General features: G+C 51.5%; 22 protein-coding genes and 1 tRNA gene. 11 read left to right on the forward strand and 12 right to left on the reverse strand.

Annotated elements, in window-relative coordinates; genetic code table 11:
- Positions 1-13 precede the first annotated feature (13 nt).
- The 5 genes from EPO04_02755 (at position 14) to EPO04_02775 (ending at position 3,226) form a co-directional block, all read left to right on the forward strand.
- Complete coding sequence (locus tag EPO04_02755; GenBank protein ID TAK89001.1) at positions 14-241, forward strand: ribbon-helix-helix protein, CopG family; 228 nt, start codon at positions 14-16, stop codon at positions 239-241.
- Between the two features lie 350 nt (positions 242-591).
- On the forward strand, positions 592-1,863 hold the full coding sequence (locus EPO04_02760; protein ID TAK89002.1) for a DEAD/DEAH box helicase: 1,272 nt from the start codon (positions 592-594) through the stop codon (positions 1,861-1,863).
- 90 nt (positions 1,864-1,953) lie between these two features.
- The gene (locus EPO04_02765) at positions 1,954-2,181 is read left to right on the forward strand and encodes a hypothetical protein (protein TAK89003.1); all 228 of its coding nucleotides are present in this window, start codon (positions 1,954-1,956) and stop codon (positions 2,179-2,181) included.
- Position 2,182: 1 nt separating this feature from the next.
- Complete coding sequence (locus EPO04_02770; GenBank protein ID TAK89004.1) at positions 2,183-2,524, forward strand: hypothetical protein; 342 nt, start codon at positions 2,183-2,185, stop codon at positions 2,522-2,524.
- An 84-nt stretch (positions 2,525-2,608) separates the two neighbouring features.
- Complete coding sequence (locus EPO04_02775; protein ID TAK89005.1) at positions 2,609-3,226, forward strand: DedA family protein; 618 nt, start codon at positions 2,609-2,611, stop codon at positions 3,224-3,226.
- A 9-nt stretch (positions 3,227-3,235) separates the two neighbouring features.
- On the opposite strand, the gene EPO04_02780 is transcribed toward EPO04_02775, so the two are convergent.
- The 3 genes from EPO04_02780 to EPO04_02790 form a co-directional block, all read right to left on the reverse strand.
- Positions 3,236-4,093 carry a hypothetical protein gene (locus EPO04_02780; GenBank protein TAK89006.1) on the reverse strand — a complete coding sequence of 286 codons (858 nt, stop codon included), beginning with the start codon at positions 4,091-4,093 and terminating at the stop codon, positions 3,236-3,238.
- Positions 4,094-4,169: 76 nt separating this feature from the next.
- Positions 4,170-5,279 carry a hypothetical protein gene (locus EPO04_02785; GenBank protein ID TAK89007.1) on the reverse strand — a complete coding sequence of 370 codons (1,110 nt, stop codon included), beginning with the start codon at positions 5,277-5,279 and terminating at the stop codon, positions 4,170-4,172.
- A 34-nt stretch (positions 5,280-5,313) separates the two neighbouring features.
- The gene (locus EPO04_02790) at positions 5,314-5,838 is read right to left on the reverse strand and encodes a PH domain-containing protein (protein ID TAK89008.1); all 525 of its coding nucleotides are present in this window, start codon (positions 5,836-5,838) and stop codon (positions 5,314-5,316) included.
- A gap of 158 nt (positions 5,839-5,996) precedes the next feature.
- On the opposite strand from EPO04_02790, the gene EPO04_02795 reads away from it, so the two are divergent.
- From EPO04_02795 to EPO04_02805, 3 genes are all read left to right on the forward strand, one after another.
- A complete protein-coding gene (locus EPO04_02795; GenBank protein ID TAK89009.1) occupies positions 5,997-6,659 on the forward strand; it encodes a hypothetical protein in 663 nt (220 codons plus the stop codon).
- Positions 6,583-7,257, forward strand: a complete 675-nt coding sequence (gene folE, locus EPO04_02800) for a GTP cyclohydrolase I FolE (protein ID TAK89010.1) — start codon at positions 6,583-6,585, stop codon at positions 7,255-7,257. The genes EPO04_02795 and folE overlap by 77 nt, the downstream gene beginning before the upstream one ends.
- 60 nt (positions 7,258-7,317) lie before the next feature.
- A tRNA-Arg gene (locus EPO04_02805) sits at positions 7,318-7,393 on the forward strand.
- 253 nt (positions 7,394-7,646) lie between these two features.
- Here the strand turns inward: EPO04_02805 and EPO04_02810 are convergent.
- A complete protein-coding gene (locus EPO04_02810; protein TAK89011.1) occupies positions 7,647-8,201 on the reverse strand; it encodes a hypothetical protein in 555 nt (184 codons plus the stop codon).
- 189 nt (positions 8,202-8,390) lie between these two features.
- Between EPO04_02810 and EPO04_02815 the strand changes: the two genes are divergently transcribed.
- Both EPO04_02815 and EPO04_02820 read left to right on the forward strand, forming a co-directional pair.
- Positions 8,391-8,654, forward strand: coding sequence for a hypothetical protein (locus EPO04_02815; protein ID TAK89012.1), 264 nt, complete (start codon positions 8,391-8,393; stop codon positions 8,652-8,654).
- 5 nt (positions 8,655-8,659) lie between these two features.
- A complete protein-coding gene (locus EPO04_02820) occupies positions 8,660-9,025 on the forward strand; it encodes a type II toxin-antitoxin system VapC family toxin (protein TAK89013.1) in 366 nt (121 codons plus the stop codon).
- Positions 9,026-9,029: 4 nt separating this feature from the next.
- On the opposite strand, the gene EPO04_02825 is transcribed toward EPO04_02820, so the two are convergent.
- The 4 genes from EPO04_02825 to EPO04_02840 are packed head-to-tail and all read right to left on the reverse strand — an operon-like array spanning position 9,030 to position 13,543.
- Positions 9,030-9,548, reverse strand: a complete 519-nt coding sequence (locus tag EPO04_02825; protein ID TAK89014.1) for a nucleoside-diphosphate kinase — start codon at positions 9,546-9,548, stop codon at positions 9,030-9,032.
- Between the two features lie 29 nt (positions 9,549-9,577).
- Positions 9,578-10,861, reverse strand: a complete 1,284-nt coding sequence (locus tag EPO04_02830; GenBank protein TAK89015.1) for an insulinase family protein — start codon at positions 10,859-10,861, stop codon at positions 9,578-9,580.
- A gap of 9 nt (positions 10,862-10,870) precedes the next feature.
- Entirely contained in the window at positions 10,871-11,665 is a 795-nt protein-coding gene (locus EPO04_02835) for an undecaprenyl-diphosphate phosphatase (protein ID TAK89016.1), read from the reverse strand.
- Positions 11,666-11,680: 15 nt separating this feature from the next.
- A complete protein-coding gene (locus EPO04_02840; protein ID TAK89017.1) occupies positions 11,681-13,543 on the reverse strand; it encodes a hypothetical protein in 1,863 nt (620 codons plus the stop codon).
- Between the two features lie 77 nt (positions 13,544-13,620).
- Here EPO04_02840 and EPO04_02845 point away from each other — a divergent pair, with 77 nt between their 5' ends.
- A complete protein-coding gene (locus EPO04_02845) occupies positions 13,621-14,532 on the forward strand; it encodes a hypothetical protein (GenBank protein ID TAK89018.1) in 912 nt (303 codons plus the stop codon).
- Between the two features lie 50 nt (positions 14,533-14,582).
- Here the strand turns inward: EPO04_02845 and EPO04_02850 are convergent, their stop codons facing one another.
- From EPO04_02850 to EPO04_02865, 4 genes are read right to left on the reverse strand one after another with little or no spacing between them, the layout of a single operon-like run.
- Positions 14,583-15,692 carry a hypothetical protein gene (locus EPO04_02850; GenBank protein ID TAK89019.1) on the reverse strand — a complete coding sequence of 370 codons (1,110 nt, stop codon included), beginning with the start codon at positions 15,690-15,692 and terminating at the stop codon, positions 14,583-14,585.
- Positions 15,689-16,360 carry a prepilin-type N-terminal cleavage/methylation domain-containing protein gene (locus EPO04_02855; protein ID TAK89020.1) on the reverse strand — a complete coding sequence of 224 codons (672 nt, stop codon included), beginning with the start codon at positions 16,358-16,360 and terminating at the stop codon, positions 15,689-15,691. Before EPO04_02855 ends, EPO04_02850 begins: the two co-directional genes overlap by 4 nt.
- Positions 16,361-16,362: 2 nt before the next feature.
- The gene (locus EPO04_02860) at positions 16,363-17,511 is read right to left on the reverse strand and encodes a hypothetical protein (GenBank protein TAK89021.1); all 1,149 of its coding nucleotides are present in this window, start codon (positions 17,509-17,511) and stop codon (positions 16,363-16,365) included.
- Positions 17,511-18,833 carry a prepilin-type N-terminal cleavage/methylation domain-containing protein gene (locus EPO04_02865; protein TAK89022.1) on the reverse strand — a complete coding sequence of 441 codons (1,323 nt, stop codon included), beginning with the start codon at positions 18,831-18,833 and terminating at the stop codon, positions 17,511-17,513. Before EPO04_02865 ends, EPO04_02860 begins: the two co-directional genes overlap by 1 nt.
- Positions 18,834-18,843 lie beyond the last annotated feature (10 nt).

The raw sequence follows: 18,843 nt of genomic DNA on the forward strand, positions 1-18,843 counted from the left end.
GTATATTTATTGTATGAAGAAACTATCAAATACTCGGACTATTAATATATCCCTGCCAGTAAAACTGGTAGACGAGATGGATAAGGCCGCCCAAGGTGAGTACTCCACCCGTAGCGATTTTATTCGTGACTCTATTTTGCGAAAACTGAGCTCAACTCAGGATCGCTGGGAGTTAGCGGCAGATTTTACCGCTGTTAAAAGGGGTGGCGTAGATATTGACGAACTTCTAAAGCGACTGTAGCACCCGCTGATGACCGATAAGCTTACGAAGCAGCTGGCCAAGCTCAGTACTAAAGAGAGAGCGATCGTGAAAACGATGTTATTACAGCTCAAAACGGGTGATATTCTTGGTTTACAGATTAGCCGACTTAAGGGTCACGAGGATATTTTTCGCCTCCGCAAAGGTAGGTTGCGTATTATTTACCGACAAGTGGATGATTCTATCCATATCCTGGCGATTGAGAGAAGGTCCGAGAAAACTTATCGCGACTTTTAATGAATTGTTAATGTTTAATATTAGACATTTTTTAGTAATTATGTTATGCTTTATCTCAACTACAGGTACTGCCACTTTATAACCAGGCAGTAGTGATGAATGTTAGACTTCTGGTCTCGACTGTTCGTCAGCCGAGTAGCAGAAAGGTATTCATGCAACGTAAATCAAGTTTTAAGTCCCCCTCTACCCGAGGCGGGAAGGTATTTCGTAATAATAAGTTTGGCGGAGGTAATCGCCGACGTAATGGTGGTGGCCAGCACGGTAAGTACATTGACCCGTCACGATTCGTAAACACCGCCGTAGAGCGGGCCGAAGAGGCACCATTTGTGCCTGAACATAGCTTTAACGACTTTGGCTTACTGCCTCAGCTAGAAAAAGCGCTGGCGGCCAAGGGCTACTCTACCCCTACTCCAATTCAGGACGGTGCAATCAAGCCGGCAATGGAAGGTCGCGATGTGATTGGTCTCGCCAATACCGGTACCGGTAAAACGGCGGCCTTTACCCTACCGATCATTCACCGCTTGGTAAATCAGCCACAACTAGGAATCGCTTTGATTATGGCCCCGACTCGCGAGCTAGCGGTCCAGATCGATGATGAGTTTAAAGAGTTCGCCAAGCATACCCACCTAAAATCGGCGCTGTGCCTGGGCGGTGTAAGCATTCACCGTCAGATTGCTCAGTTAAGGCGACGCCCACAGGTAATCATTGGAACTCCTGGGCGACTTAAGGATTTGTTTAACAATAATCACTTGCCACTAAACAAGGTTGGCGTAGTGGTACTGGACGAAGCCGACCACATGTTGGATATGGGCTTCATTCAGGACATTCGCTTTTTACTCGGTCAGCTGCCGGATAAGCGCCAGTCGCTATGCTTTAGCGCTACTCTCACACCTGAGATTAAACAGCTGATTCACGGGATTATGACCGATCCGGTTACCGTTTCGGTTCGCACCGGCGACACCAGTAGCCAGGTCGAGCAAAACGTCATTCGCGGTGGCTCGAAGGAAGATAAGTTCCGTATTCTGGAAGAGATGCTGCGCCAGCCCGACTTCGAGAAGGTTCTGATTTTTGGACAGACCAAGTTCGGCGTACAACGACTGGCCGATAACCTAACTCGGATTGGCATTGCTGCCGAGGCGATTCATGGTAACAAAACCCAGCCAAAGCGTCAGAAGTCACTGCGGGCCTTTAAGAGCGGCCAGGTTTCAGTATTAGTGGCAACCGATGTTGCCGCCCGTGGCCTGGACATTCCAAAGGTAAGCCACGTGATTAACTTTGATCAGCCGGCGACCTACGAAGACTACATTCACCGCATTGGCCGTACCGGCCGCGCCGGACGCACCGGCCAAGCTCTGACTTTTATTTAATAAAGGTTGAACTAATTAAATAATTATTATATTATCGGATATTCTGTTGTCCGATAATCAGAGGTACCAAACCCCCAACCAGGAGCGATCATGGAAGCCTCAATTGAGCTGGATCCGCCCCGCTGTACATACCTAGGTGAGGTCGGTATGGCTGGAGCAGGCATCTGCGATGAAGCTGCAGTCAGCCTGGTCGAAGCAAACGGTACCAAGCATCCACGCTGCCTGGTACATGCCGGCAAAATCAAGCCCGGTACAGAAGGTACGATCACCTGGCTGGAAAACTCTCCGCACCTGATCCCAACCCGACCGAAAGGATAGAATGCAAGACTCCTGGATGTCGCGGATGTGGCTCCCGAAATGGCGAGTAGACATCCGCAAGCTGAACGGTGGCGACATGATTCTGCTGAGGTCCAAGCGACGGTTGATCAAGCTCGAGGTCACCAACCCCGAAGCTGGATACGTGGTCGTCCTCAGTCATGACATCGTTGGGCCAACGCTGTGGGATAGGACTCCTTACCGCCTAACCGGGCGGCGGCCACAGCCTCAAAAAGGAACCTTCATCGAAACACTCGGGCCAATATGGTGGTACGGCCTGAGTATGACTTGGTCGCTTCCTCGAGAACGCTACGCCGTTTATACCAGGAAACGGCCCAGCCATTAACCCCCTTACCGCAAGGAAAGACCCTGCTGTAAGGGGGTCTTTTTGTTTACACTTAGCTGATACATTTACGCTATAATAGATCGCATGGAACAAGCAATTTTAGATTTAACCGCCTCATTTGGTTACGGCGGCATTGTTATTTTAATGATCATTGAGGTGGTCTTCCCGCTAGTCCCCTCTGAGATTGTGCTACCGCTAGCCGGTTTTGCAGCTGCCAACGGCAAGCTCTGGCTGCCTCTAGTGATTTTAATTGCTTCGATCGGGGCGACGCTTGGCTCAACCGTTATTTACGCGATTGCCCACCTAGTTCCCGATCCGGTTATCTATCGCCTGGTTGAACGTTACGGCAAGTGGTTTGGAATTGGCAAAAAGGATGTCGAACGAGCCGATGCCTGGTTTGATCGTAACGCGATTATGGCGGTGTTTATCTGCCGGATGATACCTGGCCTCCGCACCGTCATCTCGCTGCCGGCTGGATTGAGCAAGATGCACCCGGTGCCGTTCATGGTGGCGACCTTTTTGGGCACCCTGGTTTGGACTACCTTGCTGGTGGTAGCCGGCTACATGCTCGGGGACCAGTACCAAAAGATCGCCCACGCGGTTGGACTGCTAAGCTATGCGGTGGTAGCGGTTATAACGGTGGCAGTTATTTACTTTATTTGGCACCGCCGACACGTAATTAAAAAGGCGCTCGGTCGTTAACTAGCGGTTCTATTGCGTAGCCGGAGCGACCTGCTCTCTACCCAACAATGCACTAGCATAACGGTTGTACTGATCAACCTTGGCGTTATAGGTGCTAATTTTAGCGTTAATGGCTGGCACCTGAGCGTTGTAGGCAATCACCTGGCCGCGGGCGAGCTGAACGTTCATTTTAGCCCTGGTCGCCTCAATCTCTTGGTTGAGCGCATCGATTTCGGCGCGCAGACCATCAAAGGTGCGGTTAAAGCGGTCGTTGGCGGCTACGACGACGGTGCGGTCATTAAAGTAACGGGAGTAATAGCGTTCTAGCTGCGGCGATAACACCGCGCGCTCGGTACCCAAAATAGAGTGCAGCTCATTAAGCTGGTCGCCGGCATCCAGCTTGGCATAAACCGCCAAGCGCTCCTTGAGCTTGGGGTCGACAATGGTTGAATAAAACCGGCGCAACTCGGTATTGAGTTGGTCGCGCTCCTGACGGCTCAGCCGGTCGTAGGCAGCATGTAGCATCTCATGAGCGGCGGTAACCGGCATCTCATCGGCTAGGTCCGCCTGCTGCACATCAAGCAGGTAGATCTTGTTGGTCGACAGGTAGCAGCCCAGCTCAATGGTGTTGGCGTCTTGGATCCGACAGCGTTCGGCTAACTGATTGCGATCGGCGGTAATTTCGGGGTTAGCCCGGTAAAACAGTCGCCTCCCCTGCTCATTCATTGAAGCCTGATCAGCCAGCTGCGAGATATTAGCTGGCGGCTGATAGCTACGCAGAACCCACCAGTCTTGAATCTCATCACTATAGCTGTACAGGCCGTAGGCCAGCCCGGCTAGCAGCCCAACCACGACTAGATTAATAAGAACTTTAAGTAACTTTGGCATGATCTGATTGTACTATATCTGTACACTAAAAAGCGCCCAGATGGGCGCTTTTTAGGTTCAATCTTAACTAAATTAGCTAGGGCTTAATGTACTGATTAACCTTAGCCTGCTTGAGCTGATCCTCAACGTACTGGTCGAAATCAACACCCTTAATCAAGATGTGGGAGGCACGAACTTGGTCGTCCTTCTTTTCGGTCACCTTAATAATGTGATAACCGTACTTGGTCTTAACGAGGCCGGAAATCTGACCCGGCTGCAACTCAAAGGCCGCTTTTTCGAACTCTGGCACCATCTGGCCTTTGCTAAAGAACCCGAGGTCTCCGCCATTGGCCGCACTGCTATCTTGCGAGTACTTCTTAGCTAGCTCGGCGAAATCACCGCCACCCTGCACCTGCTTAAGTGCCTCTTCGGCCTTAGCCTTGGCCTGAGCGTTCATGCTTGGGTCGTCCTGTAGCTTTTCGCTGGTCTTCTGCTTGAGCAACTGGAAGCGAATCTTCTTTTGCAAATCACCCTTATCCCAACCGTAGTACTTCTTTAAGACTTCCTTAACCTTATCTTCGCCACCGGCCGACTTGGTGATTTGATCAACCTGCTCTTTAACCTCTTTTTCGGTTACGGTCACCTTTTGCTGCTTAGCAATCTGGCGCACCACCGCCTCTTGTTGCAACTGCGTAAGAACCTGCTCTTCGAGCTGCTTTAAGCGCTTCTTGCCGTCCTCGCTGGTAAAGTCAATCTGCTGACCGCCGCTCTCACTGCTTTGACTCTGGTAGTAGTGCTTGATGGAGTTAACCTCAAACAAGTAGGTGCCGTAGGTGACCCAGGTATTATTAACCTTCTCAGCCGGATAAGGCACGATGTTTGCGACCACCTGTACAACTCGATTGTCGCTCTTATACTTGTAGATCAAAACACCAAACACTAACAGGAAGACAGCGATGATGCCTACAATGGTGCCACCAATAATCAACCAGTTACGCTTGCTAGAAGAGCTAGATTTTTTAGAGTTTGAATCGGTTGGCGGCATTACGGTAGCGCTTGAAGCAATCCCTGAACCAACTTCGGGTGATGCGACAACCGGCTGAGCGGCCTTTGACTCATTAGTTTTTGTTGCTTTATGTGATGATGACTTTTTAGGAGCCGCCTTACGCGCAACTGCCCTCTTAGCCGGTTTCTTGCTGTCGTCCAAAACCAAAACTCCTTATGCTACTAGTTATCCTACCTTAATTCGTTGGGGGTGTCGAGGTGATGTGATGAGCCACCTCCATCATCTGGGAGTGGACCTCTTCGGGGTGCATCACGCTACGCAAAACCCACTCTCCGGTATAGGTTTGAACGTTAATATCGCCAAACTTAAGCAGGGCCGCCTGCAAACCCTTAATGTGGTAGTTAATTGACTGTACTTTTTCGAAGCCAACCTCACTAACCTTGCGGTTGAACAGGCCGTGCTGAGTAATGTCGATAAGTCGGCGATTGGTCACAATATAAACGCTGTAATACCAGCCAATCCAGTAATAAAACCAGTAGGCCAAAACCAGGAACGGTGTGCCGATCATGATGTACAACGCGATATCGGAGAGTGGCCAGATTAGCAGTGGCCCAATCCCAACAAGTATCGCCAGCATGCCATAAATTAACTGTCGGCGAAGCACCACCGGATGCTGCCGAAACACCAATACCACCTCCTCTCCGGGATGCTGCCCGGGAAACTCTTTTGGTTGGCTGTTTTTAGTGTCTTTAGCGCTCATGTTTATATTGTAGCAGGGTTAAAAAATATTGAGTTGACAGCGTTCGGTTTTTGTATGGTACACTTTCGGCAGGAGATGACCATGTTACATAATAAACGTCACACAACTTGGTCGAGTTTTAGCGGGACAAACCATCCGTCGTAGGTTGGTGTGCTTGTTTGCTGTCGCGAGCTGCCAACCGGCAGCTTTTTTGTACCCTACAACCAGGAGTCAGCATGTTTGAGATCTTTGATCGCAACTTCATCAGCCTGATCGACCAGCTGGTGATCGAGGCGGCGCGTCACGGCGCCAGCTACTACCCGCAAGCGCTCAAGCCGTCGGTGTGGCAGGGGCTGGCAGACGAGGTGGCAAACGACCAATTCACCACGCTGACGCCGGATCCGTCAAAAACGGTGGTTGAGGACATGGAGATCCTCAAGATTCCGCTTGGAGACGACAACCACCCCCTGATCAACATTGTTGGGGGCCGGCTGCGGGATTTGGTTCAGCCGGCCGTCAAGCGGTTGTGCCTCACGCAATGGAAGCCCAACGAAGCAGCCGCTCACCGCTACCACGCTGGGTCGCAAGCACTGGGTGCGCACCGCGACTTTTCGACCGACAAGGTCCTGATTGCAGTGTTCACCACCGGTGGCAGCGGCGACTTTGAGCTGCTCAATGACGACGGCAGCCTGCACACCCGGTGGGAGTCGAACCCGGGTGGCCTGTGCTTGATGCGAGCCCCCGGCCTGAACGTCGACGCGGTTGATGACCGACCGCTCCACCGCGCTCTTCCGCCCAAGAGCGGCACCCGCCAGGCGGTTATCTACCGCCAGGTTCAGTAGCCATAACGGTACCGGGGTCGTAAAGACTCCGGTACCTCAACCTAATAATGCAAGGACTACCCTAATGAAAGATGAAAATATTATTAAAAAGCTTTTACAAAATATTGGTGAAGATCCTGAGCGTGAAGGCCTGGTTAAAACACCGGTTCGCTATCTTGATTTTATTCGTCAAGCAACTAGCCCGAAACCAATCGATTTTACTACCTTTGACGCCGAAAACTATGACGAGATGATCGTCCAAAAACAGATCCGGTTTTACAGCTTATGCGAGCACCACCTTCTCCCCTTTTTTGGCACCGGTGTAATTGCCTATGTGCCCAACAAACGAATCGTGGGGCTGTCTAAGCTGGCTCGCACCCTGGATCACCACAGTAAGCGACTGCAAAACCAGGAGCGCATCACCACACAGGTGGCCGATGAACTCGAAGCGGTGCTCAAACCTAAGGGAGTGGCGGTGATTTTGTCGGCCCGCCATATGTGCATGGAGATGCGCGGGGTTTGCCAGCCCGAAGCGGTTACAACCACCTCGCGATTAACTGGAGTGTTTAAGTCGCGGCCCGAAACTCGAACCGAACTGTTGAGGTTGGCTTCCATATAATTACTTCGCCCCTAGGGGCTAATCTGCAAGCCAGATGGTATAATCTGGACGTACTTGCCTGCCCCGATAGCTCAGTGGATAGAGCGCCTCCGTCCTAAGGAGGGCGTCGGGAGTTCGAATCTCTCTCGGGGCGCCAGGAATTATAAATGCGAAACCCCGCCCCAGAGTTAGACTCCAGAGCGGGGCGAAAGGTTCGAGCCGATCCACGTTGTCAGCGAACTACCGAGAGGCTGCTCTTGCCTTAATGGCTTGGTACAGGCTCTCGAGCTCGTCAACAAGCGATTCATCGTGAGGCACTTCGCACTCATGGTGGTTCCTAGCCAAGTCGCATACCAACATTGGTACGGTCACCACCAAGACGACAACAGCACCTATGACAAGCCCCAGCATCACGGGAAGCGGGCGGAAGCCTGATTGACCGCTGACTTGGCGTCGTTCCACGCCCTGATGTCGAGTCCCCTCATCACATCGATACCAGGTGAGCTATTCAGAGAGCGCGCCATGGCGTCCCCGGCGGCAGTCAGCTTCCGATACAGCTCCTCATCGATGAGGAGCTTCCTGGTGGGCGGCGTTTCCGGATCTGAGGATTGAACTGGGATGTCGCCTGGCTCGTCTTCGTGCTTGAAGCCGGCGACTCGGAGTGCAGCAGAGATCGCCGCCGCCATGCGAACATCACGAGGACACATGTCCGGAGGGTCATCGAACACCGCTAGCGCTTCGGCGATGGCCTTTTCGTTGTTGGATAGCTGCGCGACATCAGATGCGTTGATGATTTTGACTCCAGCCCCAAGCAGAAGCCATTGCTTGGACATCTCGATCAGGTTGAGAATCTTCCCTGGATCGATCTCCATCGACTGACCTTCATTCCACAACATGTTCGCGATCCTGCTCAACTCATCAAGGTCGAGGGGTCTGCGAACGGGAGTTTCAGCTTCGTCACTCATTCTGCCACCTAATTGGTCGACATTTACATTTCTTGCCGCCAGTAACAACTAGCGCGCATGGCAGTAATAGTAAAATGCCACCAACCAACTAGCAAGCTTAAGGGTTACTGCAGCCCACATCGTCATCTTGCTCTGATAGATTTTCAATATTTGACTTTTTGTTTAAAAATAGATACAATTGTAACTACTATGAGTATTTACGATGTCACAGTAATAAAAACCGGTAATTCCTATGCGCTTCGGGTTCCTAAGCGCTATATTGAAGATGCTCAGCTGGAGCTTGGCCAAAAGACCGCCATTCAACTGCCATCTCCTCAGGTCAAGCAAGACCGAAAACGGGTTCAAAGCTTGCTTGGACAGCTTCAACACATCGGCGCCTATAGCACTATTTCCGACCCGGTTGCATGGCAAAAAGCTGCTCGGGCTGATCGCAAACTTCCCGGCAGAAAGTAGGACGCATGATCCTGCTTGATACCAACGTATTTATCTACCTTGCCAATGGAACGCTTGACCCTAAGCTGATTGCTAAAACAGATATTGCCCACTCGAGCATTACCGAAATTGAGGCGTTGGGATATGGCGCCATCCCAGCAAACGAGCTGCTCCTGCTCCAGTCGCTTTTTGATGAATCATACGGAATCGAGCTATCTCAGCCGGTAGTTGAGACGGCTATTCGCTTACGACAGGCTAAGCCAATGAGCCTTGGCGATGCCATAGTAGCGGCATCAGCCCAGGTGAATAATCTGCCGCTGTGGACCGCAAACACCGATGATTTTCGCCATATCGAGGGACTACAGCTCGTAAATCCGCTTAAACTTTCTTAAGAAGTTAATTCTGAGTGTGCTTCTTGCGGCGTTGGGTAAAGGCCTCGTGCGGGGCCTCATACTCAAACAGCTCAGCCTCGCTAAACCAATGGGCAATCTCTTCCTTAGCCTCTTTAGGGTCGCCTGAAGCATGCAGGATGTTAACGATCCCAATCCCCTCGCCATCACCGTGACCGTAACTCATGTGAGCATAGTCGCCGCGGATAGTACCTGGTGCAGCCCCCTTTGGCTCGGTACTACCAACCATCTTGCGGACCAGTTCCACCGACTCAATACCTTCGAGCACCGCCGCGATAACCGGACCGGCCTGCATCATATCAACGGTGTTATCAAATATTTCCTGACCATGTCGGCTAACCATGGTGCCAATGGTTTCGTAGTGATGATGATAATGCTCACGATCGGGGTTGAGCATCTTCATGCCGACAATCTTGAGGCCGGCGCGCTCAAACCGAGTTAAAACCTCGCCGACAATGCCGCGCTGAACCGCATCCGGCTTAAAAATAATTAAGGTTCGTTCCATAATGTTTCTCCTGTCAGGTTATCTAATTTCTATGATCTGGTACCGGTAGCGGCGCGAAAGGCCTTAACCGCGGGAGCTGGATCAGGCGAGATAATGCCCAGTCGCAAACGATCTGGTGCCAGCATCTCAGCCGCCACTCGCTGAATTTCGGCGGCGGTAACCGCATCTAGCTCGGCCAGGGTCTCTTCGACACTACGAATACTCCCCAGTAATGTCAGCTGGGTTGATAGCCGATCAACCACGGCGCTGTTGTTTTCCATGGCCATTTGCAGTCCACCACGAATCTGGTTCTTGGCCTTATTCAGCTCCCCCTCTGGTACCGGCTGAGCAATAATCGTCCGCAGCTCTTCGCAAATAGCGGCGATGGCTTCGGGCACCTTGTCGTGACCAACGCCGGCGTACACCTCAAAGGCGGCGGTGTCGGTAAAGGTCTCTAAGCCGGCGTTCACTCGGTAGGCCAAGCCCTTGCGCTCACGCACATTTAAAAACAGGCGTGAACTTAAGCCGCGACCGAGAATGGCCGCCATTAAACGGCTAGCCGCCTCCTTGGGGTGACGATACGGATAGCCGACCGTGCTTATAGCCAAATGGGTTTGAGCGGTATCTTGGGCCAGGGTTTTGGTACGGTTACCGGTTAAAATCTGCTCAACCTTGGGCGAGACTGGAGCCGGCTGGTCGGTCATATCGCCGTACAGCTGCTCGGCCATGGCCACCAGCTTATCGTGATCAACCCGGCCGGCCGCGGCCACCACCATGTTGCCCGGTCGATAAAAAGTATCGCGGTGAGCAATGATTTCATCACGCTTAACCCGCTTGATCACCTTTTCGCTACCAATTATCTCCTCGGCTAATGGATGCCCCGGCCATAACAGATGTGGCGTTAAGCTGTGCACGTGGCTGGCTGGATCGTCGCGGTAAACATTCATCTCCTCGAGTACCACCCCTCGCTCACGATCGATTTCGCTGGCATCAAACAGCGAGTTGCGCATCATGTCGGCCAAAATATCCATGGCTAACTGCACCTGCTGGTACGGCACCTTAATGTAAAAGTTGGTTAGCTCATTGCTAGTGTAGGCGTTGGCGTAACCACCCACCGCATCAACTTGCTCGCTAATAATCTTGGTACTGGGTCGCTTTTTGGTGCCCTTAAAAAAGAGATGCTCTAAAAAGTGCGACACCCCACCGTTGGTCTTGAACTGCTCGTAGCGACTACCGACCCCGGTCGTCACCGACACGGTTGCACTATAAGCCTGAGGCATGGTTACACTAACCACTCTCAAGCCGTTTTTTAATGTCGTAATTTGATGGTTCATGGGGTGAGTTTACTGAATTCCGAGCATTAATAGCAATACGCCCACCGCGATGCGGTAGTAAGCAAACAGCGCTAGACCATGCTTGGCCAGATAGCGCAGCATAAACCGAATGGCAAAGTAGCCACTAATAAAAGCTCCTAAAATGCCGGCAGCATAAATCACCGGCTCAGATAAAAGCTGATGCATATTCTCTGGCTTGAGCATAACCTTGGCGGTGGCGCCAAAGATAACCGGAGCCGATAGTAAAAACGAAAAACGGGTGGCGGCGGGGCCGGTCAATCCGGCAAACAACCCGGCGCTGATGGTGATGCCGGAGCGAGAAACGCCTGGAATTAAAGCGATCGCCTGTGCGCACCCAATTGAGATAGCCCGCCCAAAACTCATGTCGGTTAGCTCTAGCTTACGCTTAGCAAAGCGGTCGGCGGCCAACATCACAAAGGCCACCAAAATTAAGTTAGCGGCCACAATCTGGGTTGAGCGCAGGGTGGTTTCGACGATTGGCTGCAGCAGCACACCGGCCAACACCGCCGGTACAGTTGCTGCCGCCATCATCCACGACAAACGGGTATGGTCGGTTTTTTTAACCAGCCCAATCAGCAGCTCCTTAATGTCATGGCGGAAAAAGATCAGCAGGGCAGCTAGCGTACCAATGTCTAAGGCGATATCAAAACCTAAACTACTGTACGGAAAGTTGAGTAAGTGACCAACAATTATCAAATGTCCGGAGCTGGACACCGGTATAAACTCGGTCAGGCCCTGTACACAGCCTAAAATGAATGCCTGAATCACGTTCCATAGTTGCATAGCGACTATTATACCTTATGACGACGGTAGTTGTGACTGAGTTTGTTGTTGGATCTGATCCTTGAACATACGCAACTGCTCAACCGCCGGTTTCAGGCGAGTATCGGCGCTGCGATTGGCAATTACCTGATCGGTAAAGATGGTAAGGGCGGTATCGACGGTTTGTCGCGCGCCGTCCAGGTCGCCCTGCGATAGCTGCAACGCCACCAGATCAGCATAGTACTCGGCGTGGTTGTAGCGGTCGAGCTGCAAAGTGCGCTCAAAGGCCTGCTTAGCGGCCTGCGGGTTGCCGGCCAGTCGCTCAACTCGACCTAGCAAAAAGTAGTGTTGGGCATCAAGTGGATCACGCTGTATTGCTTGATTAGCCAGATCGCGCGCCTTGGCTAGATTGGCCTGACGGTCGTTGTTGATTGAGGCCAACACAAAATAGTCGATTCCTTCGGCGTTCCACGAATCGGGGTCGTGAATAACAATTTGATGCGACTGCTGGTTGGCTTGAGCGGCCAAATCGAAGTCGCCATTATCGTTGTGAATCTCGGCATTTTGGCGGGCATGAACGCTTAAATAGTTAGCGCTGACAAGACCAAGCGTTAGGGCTAACAGCAGCATTATGGTTGGCCGAGCATGCCGCGGCGCGTCACTGCGAATCAAAGGTTGATAAACCAGGGCCAACAGAACTGCAACCAGTACCAACAGCGCCGGATAGCGCCCGTTAATATCGAGGCCAAAGTGAATCAACAGGGCGCCAGCGGCCAAAGCCAGAGGCGCGCACTGTGGGTGGCGACTAACGCCGTTGATCACCCCGGCAATTATAAGCAAGAGCACCCAAGCCAGCAAACAGGCCCCCACAATCCCCTGCTCGGCCAAAGCTTGAACATAAATATTATGCGGATCGGTACTGGCATTAGTAGCGCTGGTTTGATACTGCGGGTGAACCGTAGCAAAGGTACCGGCGCCGGTACCGGCGAGCGGATGATCCCACCAAATTGCCAGACTATCCGACAGGTAGCTCAGTCGGTCTTTGCCACTGGTAGATTCACCCTGCGCCGCCTCGACATAACGTGAGCCCGGCTGAACCGCCTGATGGTTGCTTTTTAGTAGCGTTACGCCCCAGGCAGCCGCAAAACTCAGCACCGCCACCAGCAGTATGCCCTTCCACCGCTGACGCACCCTTTGACTGGCTGCAAAGCTCAGGCCTGCCACGAGCGCCAAGGTTAAGGTAGCGCCCCGTGAGTCGGTTAACCAAAAGCCGGTAGCGGTAATTAGCGCGACCACCATCATCCACCACCAGCGGTAGCGCACGCCCCACCAGGTTGCTAGCAGCACCGCCGGCAGCAAATAGGCGGCCGCTGGGTTGGCCCAGTAAAAGGTGCTGGTAAAGCGGTCGTAGTCGCCGGTTAAGTACATATACAGGCCCGCCAAAACCATGATGGTCGCCATAATTAGGTAACCCCCAATTAGCCACTGGCGATTTAATCGGGGCTGAACCACCGTAATTATGGCTGCCAGCGCCGCTAGCAGCATCATCATCAACCACAACTGGCTCTGGTACCGGTTTACCGACCACAGCTGCGACAGCGCTCCCCAACTCAACCACACCCCGATTGAAATCGCTAAAACCGGACTCGATACCCCGTTTAAGCTGTAGCGGCGTAGGGCTAGCATCCCAGCCACCGCCAATCCGGCGGCGCTAATTAGCATTGCCAGGGCGTCACGACCCCCGGCCATCCAGGGGACAAAAGCCAGCAACAGGCCAAACACGATCAGCAAATCAGGAGCGCTGAGCTTTTGAGGCGTTAGCGCCTGAGGTGTAATTCGCTTAAAATCCGTCTGCCAAAATCTATTGGCGCTTTGACCGCTCAACCTACTCTCCTCCACATTGACTCTTCTTACCGATCCTACCAAAGCGTAACCATAAACACCAGTAATCCAGTTCTGGCTGGTACAATAAAGACATGGGCTTACGCGACCTCATTACCGACTTTTTAGAGCATATGGAGATTGAGCAAAACCGCTCTCAAAAAACGGTGGCCAACTACGACCGCTACCTACAGCGATTGGTTGAGTTTGCCGGTGATATTTCAATCGATAAACTTGATGCCGAGCTGGTGCGCAAGTGGCGGCTGTGGCTCAATCGCCTAACCGATAATGGTGGCGAGTCAATTAGTAAAACCACCCAGAATTATCACTTGATAGCCTTACGTAGTTTTTTAAAGTACCTGGCTAAGCGCGACATTCCGGCCTTAACCAGCGACAAGATTGAGCTGGCCACCGTTCAACGGCCGCAGGTAACCTTTTTAGATACCGACGAGCTCGAGCGCCTAGTGGGCGCCATCGATGTTTCGACCCCGGTCGGCCTGCGTGACCGCGCCATTATTGAGCTGCTGTTTAGTGGCGGATTACGCGTAAGTGAACTGGTGTCGCTCAACCGCGACCACATTAATTTAAAGCGACTGGAGTTTAGCATTCGCGGTAAGGGCCAAAAGGATCGGTTGATCTTTATCTCCCCCACCGCCGCCGAGTGGCTCGATCAGTACCTCCACAGTCGTAAAGACAACTTTAAGCCCCTGTTTATTCATTACTCCGGCAGCAAAGACGGGCTGGACGACGGCGCCTATACCCGGCTGACCGCTCGCAGCGTGCAGCGGCTGGTTGGCCGATACGCGCGGCTGGCCGGCATCACCAAACACGTTACGCCTCACACCCTGCGGCACTCCTTTGCCACCGATCTGTTGAGCAACGGAGCCGATCTGCGTAGTGTTCAAGGGTTACTGGGCCACGCCAACGTCTCAACCACCCAAATCTACACTCACCTCACCGACCCCCAGCTCAAAAAGGTTCACGAAAAGTTCCACCGAAAGCGCTAGTTTGATGGGCGGGATTAGCTTGCCGGGATTAGTTTAGCTTGCGGACGAGGCTAGTTGATCGGGCAAATATTTTCAAAGGCCTGCTCAAAGGTCCCTGGAATAGACAATACCTCTTGATCTTTGCAGATCGGGCCATCAGAGTACAGTACATTGGCAGAATCTAAGGGGCTAGATTTAACCGGCACTCTGACCTCCACCCGGCGGAGTGACGATCCAACTCTAGCAGTAATATCGGCTACTGCATCTGGCATTGGAATGGCATTTAGTTCAGTGGAGCCATTAAACACTCTTACGAATACTCTTGCGTCTTTTTCGCGAGCAGTCAGCCTCAAAACAGAGTTGTATGGTTGAGCTAAGCCTATATCCGATGCGCTAATGTGAGCAATTTTGGTCGCATTAGGCAGATTGAAAGAAGCCTTGTTTTCGCCCCCTAAGCGCTGGACACCAAAGGTTAATGCGTCGGTGTCGGGCTCCGGCAGACTTGAATCAAGCGGGTACAACGTATAGAACATGGCTCGAGCCACACACGGATCTTCCGCCCTAGCCGCACAATTAATGCTGGGGTCTAATATCGCCCCGCCTATACCGGTCGTAGTTGGGTTATCTGCATTAATATTGAAATTAGTTAATGTCGCTTCCAGCTTTGGATCTTCGGAACGAGGCGTGTTGGTGGGATCGTTGCTAGTGGTTTTCAAACCCCAGTAAACATCAATGTGGCTATAGTTTAAACCAGTAAGATCTAGCTCGAGCGTCTGGTTCTTCTTAAGATCAGTCGGGCTGTTAAAATTAACAGATCGGACACTTAGGCAGGTTACATCGCTTAGACCAAAAGCCGAAGCACTTAGGAAAGGGTCGCTTCCAGTTAAGTCCGAACTCTCTCCGCTGCCTGGCTGACAACCCTGGTTTAAGCCGGTAAGCTTAATATTTGGGTTAGGATCGCGCATATAATTTTTAATGTAGAGGGTAGCTAGGTCTGCACCACTTTCGGCAGCGTAATAGCTCTTTATACCACTCTCCAGGTCACTTGAATGTCTAAGCTCGCCCGTCATTAAACGAGCCAGTGAAACTATTAAAAGAGCCATGATCGTGCCGGTAATCGCAACCGCCACTAGAGAAGCTCCTCCTCGCTGACTTTTTAGAGCATCATTAAGTAAAATCACCGATTTACCCCCCTCAACGCTATACTCGTAGACACATTAGTAATCGAGCACCATTGTGCCGCAAACACTCCTCTACAGATAACATTATTTGGGTCAACCGTGGAGGGGTCTAGGTCGGCGGGCTGCAGGGCGTTTGTTGAAGCAACTGTCATCCTAAAGGTAACCAAATCCGAACCGGTTGCTACCACTTGAAAACGAAGAAACGATACGTTATCAGCGTTGGCAATTCGCTCACCCGAGCTAGAAGCTGGACGTTGACATGAATCATTTTTACCCAAGCTCTGCTTCCATATCTCCTGTTGATTCTGACCTGTACTCAAGGTGTAAAACATCACCCCTTGCTCCCTATCGTCAGAAGTGTAAAAACAAACAACATCATGCTGTGTACTAACCGTGCCGCTAGATGCCGTTGTCTGCCCATAGCCAGCGGGTCCATTAACAACCGTTAATGCAGCTGCACCCCTGCTCTCCCGAGCCAACTCCTCAACCACCAAGCGGGCAGTCTGCTGAGTATTACGAATACCGACTGTAGCCTGGTAAATTTTATATAGCTGCAAGATTGTGCCAGAAATAATTACCAATACAAAGCTAAAAAGCGCCATCGCTATAATTAGCTCGATAAAAGTAAATCCACCTTGTTTTTTTAGCTGGGCTTTAATAACTCTCATGATCAATTATCACTCGTAAATACATAGCCAAGTCGATACGGGAATAGGGCGGGACTAATGCCCCCATTCACGTAGCCGCGGAAGCTTGCCCGCGCGCCATCAAGTTCGGCGGTAAAGCGAGAGTAGAAATGGTCAGGATAGGCTGAAGAGTACATGCGGTAAAACGGTACACTACCGGCAACATTGGTCGTCGGTATGTATCCTAGAACACCCTCTCGGGTGTACCCATAACTATCTCTTAAAGTATTGGCTTCACTATCGCCAACAACATATGCGTGATCGTTGCGCGCACCTGAATACATCTGAATCAAAGGTGATGTACCGGGTTCGGGGTACAAGTAGACATACCCAGCGATTCCTTCGGCATTATACCCAGTCTGTAAGACATACCCTGCCGAAGATATTGCAACATCCCGATTTGAGGTACTGGTGGTATAGTAGTGGTCTGAAGTAACATTGTTCCACAGCTGGTATAACGGTATCCGCTCAGCCACATAAGGCTCAGGCTCGGGAAGCTCAGCCGCAACATAAGCACAGCGCTTATTCTCCGGGTCGTAAGCCCCTCTCTTAGCAGTACAGTCGGCCAGAGTGTTACCGCGACGATCGGCCAACTCAACCGGAAAGCTTATGGTATCGTTGATCGAAGCCCCCGCCCCATCAGAAACAATGCTTTGCCAGTTAGCACGCACCGACGCACGTAAACGCACATCTGGATTGTTTAAACTAGCCACCACATATGGGCTGCGGGCGACGGTTGAACTAATTGAAACATTATAATTCCCACAATCTGCGGGAGGGCAGGTGCCGCTACGCAAGTTAAGATTCTGATCAACATAGTAGGCTGCACCCGTCCTTACATTAACCAAACCACTAAATACAGAGGCTGGATCATTAAATAGGCTTTGATTTGTGGCGTAAGGATCAGTATCCCTTAGTCTAGACATCTCTCTATCACGCAAAGCGGTTAGCCGCTCAGCCTGAAGTTGAGCAGCTTGAACCGCTTCGGTACGCTCCCTCGCCTCCACCCCAATCCTGAAAGTTAAGTTAGCCACATTAAGCGCACTAAATATTAATGTCCCCAAAATTGTAATAGATAGAACAACCTCAATTAAGGTGTCTCCGCGTTGGTGAGAGAGTTTTGGCCAGCGCATCAGAACGTAATACTCCTAGTAAGCTGGTTATTTTGTGGATTAACCTGTATCCTTCCAGTTCTTCCCCCGGTATCACCAGTGAACTGCAGGTCGATCTGAATTTGCGCGTTAAAATTTGGATTCTCGACAGTGTAGTTAGCTGGATTAAGAATATCGTTGGTGAAAGTAGCTGCATATACCTGACCTACCCCCAGCCATGCCAACACCCGGCCAACCCAGGATGGACCAGGCCTAACAACCTGACTGCTGGCAGGAAGTGTTTTGGGTTTAGGTGTGTTGTAGGTAGTACCGGTAGGGTGACTCAATAAGTACCCAACGGTTTGAATGTCGGAATACTGGCGAAAAGATGCAAGGGCGCTCAAAATAGCGTTGTAATCTTGTGAGTAAAAATAGTCCGGATAGGTAGAAGAATAAACCTGGTATAGAGGGATTGTGCCCGAATAAACCTCCGGCATGATGTAGCCAATGATCCCCTGCGACTGCCATCCTTCAAACGCCAAATCAAAGACCTCAACAATATCCTTAGTGAGGTAGGTTGCCGTTTTTTGCGGATTATACAACCTGTACAGCGGCACCGAACCTTCGACCGATGTTGTGTATAGATATCCAATTGGATTGCCGCCGTTTTGCAACACATATCCGGCGGCAATCTTACTATCACGATCGGCCGTATCAACGGTGTAGTAGTGGTGAGAAACGACATTATCCCACAACTGCCATAGGGGCACACGTGTTCCGGCAGGCGGCGTCGGAGTTGTTGTTGGCGGAGGAGCGCCCTCGGCGGGAGGCCCGGGTGGAGTAGGAGGAGGCGGGGGGCCACTTTGGCCGGTTTCGAGGGCGGAATTGGTGTAGGCTGTTTGAGGGCAGGTTGATGAGGTGTCAGGATAATTGCCCTGTACAGTAAATATTCTATCTGGCTGGCGTGTAAAAATAATGGCCTGGCGCTGGGTACCGGAATACTGCATCCCCTGGCTAATGCTCAATGGCGCCTCTTCGCATCTAGACAGCTGCGCTGTTGGGTCGTTATCGGCAGCAATGAGAGCCGACACTCTAATTTGATTTGGTGTGGCGGGATCAAACTCAAGAATCTTGCCAAATACGGTACTAGTAGATTGGCCGGTTCCTGTCGAGGTTACGCTGCTAATTGCCTCTGCGCGAACACCTTCTATTTTATTTTTTAGCTGATCCACCTCCGCCATAGAAGCATTTCCATCACGAACACTGCCAATACCGGCAATTACAGCCGCAATGAGTAAAGCCGAAATCGCCATAACAATGGTGACTTCAATTAAGGTAAACCCTCTCCTGCCCTGTCCCGTCATAGCTTGATTG

The organism is Patescibacteria group bacterium (genome assembly GCA_004297735.1).
GTDB lineage: Bacteria > Patescibacteriota > Saccharimonadia > UBA4664 > SCTI01 > SCTI01.

Coding starts and splice junctions, on each gene's coding strand:
- EPO04_02860 (TAK89021.1), bottom strand. CDS start 17,511: ATGCGCTGGCCAAAACTCTCTCACCAACGCGGAGACACCTTAATTGAG.
- EPO04_02780 (TAK89006.1), bottom strand. CDS start 4,093: ATGCCAAAGTTACTTAAAGTTCTTATTAATCTAGTCGTGGTTGGGCTG.
- EPO04_02810 (TAK89011.1), bottom strand. CDS start 8,201: ATGAGTGACGAAGCTGAAACTCCCGTTCGCAGACCCCTCGACCTTGAT.
- EPO04_02770 (TAK89004.1), top strand. CDS start 2,183: ATGCAAGACTCCTGGATGTCGCGGATGTGGCTCCCGAAATGGCGAGTA.
- EPO04_02865 (TAK89022.1), bottom strand. CDS start 18,833: ATGACGGGACAGGGCAGGAGAGGGTTTACCTTAATTGAAGTCACCATT.
- EPO04_02765 (TAK89003.1), top strand. CDS start 1,954: ATGGAAGCCTCAATTGAGCTGGATCCGCCCCGCTGTACATACCTAGGT.
- EPO04_02775 (TAK89005.1), top strand. CDS start 2,609: ATGGAACAAGCAATTTTAGATTTAACCGCCTCATTTGGTTACGGCGGC.
- EPO04_02855 (TAK89020.1), bottom strand. CDS start 16,360: ATGAGAGTTATTAAAGCCCAGCTAAAAAAACAAGGTGGATTTACTTTT.
- EPO04_02820 (TAK89013.1), top strand. CDS start 8,660: ATGATCCTGCTTGATACCAACGTATTTATCTACCTTGCCAATGGAACG.
- EPO04_02790 (TAK89008.1), bottom strand. CDS start 5,838: ATGAGCGCTAAAGACACTAAAAACAGCCAACCAAAAGAGTTTCCCGGG.
- EPO04_02755 (TAK89001.1), top strand. CDS start 14: ATGAAGAAACTATCAAATACTCGGACTATTAATATATCCCTGCCAGTA.
- EPO04_02760 (TAK89002.1), top strand. CDS start 592: ATGAATGTTAGACTTCTGGTCTCGACTGTTCGTCAGCCGAGTAGCAGA.
- EPO04_02835 (TAK89016.1), bottom strand. CDS start 11,665: ATGCAACTATGGAACGTGATTCAGGCATTCATTTTAGGCTGTGTACAG.
- EPO04_02815 (TAK89012.1), top strand. CDS start 8,391: ATGAGTATTTACGATGTCACAGTAATAAAAACCGGTAATTCCTATGCG.
- EPO04_02830 (TAK89015.1), bottom strand. CDS start 10,861: ATGAACCATCAAATTACGACATTAAAAAACGGCTTGAGAGTGGTTAGT.
- EPO04_02825 (TAK89014.1), bottom strand. CDS start 9,548: ATGGAACGAACCTTAATTATTTTTAAGCCGGATGCGGTTCAGCGCGGC.
- EPO04_02845 (TAK89018.1), top strand. CDS start 13,621: ATGGGCTTACGCGACCTCATTACCGACTTTTTAGAGCATATGGAGATT.
- folE (TAK89010.1), top strand. CDS start 6,583: ATGACCGACCGCTCCACCGCGCTCTTCCGCCCAAGAGCGGCACCCGCC.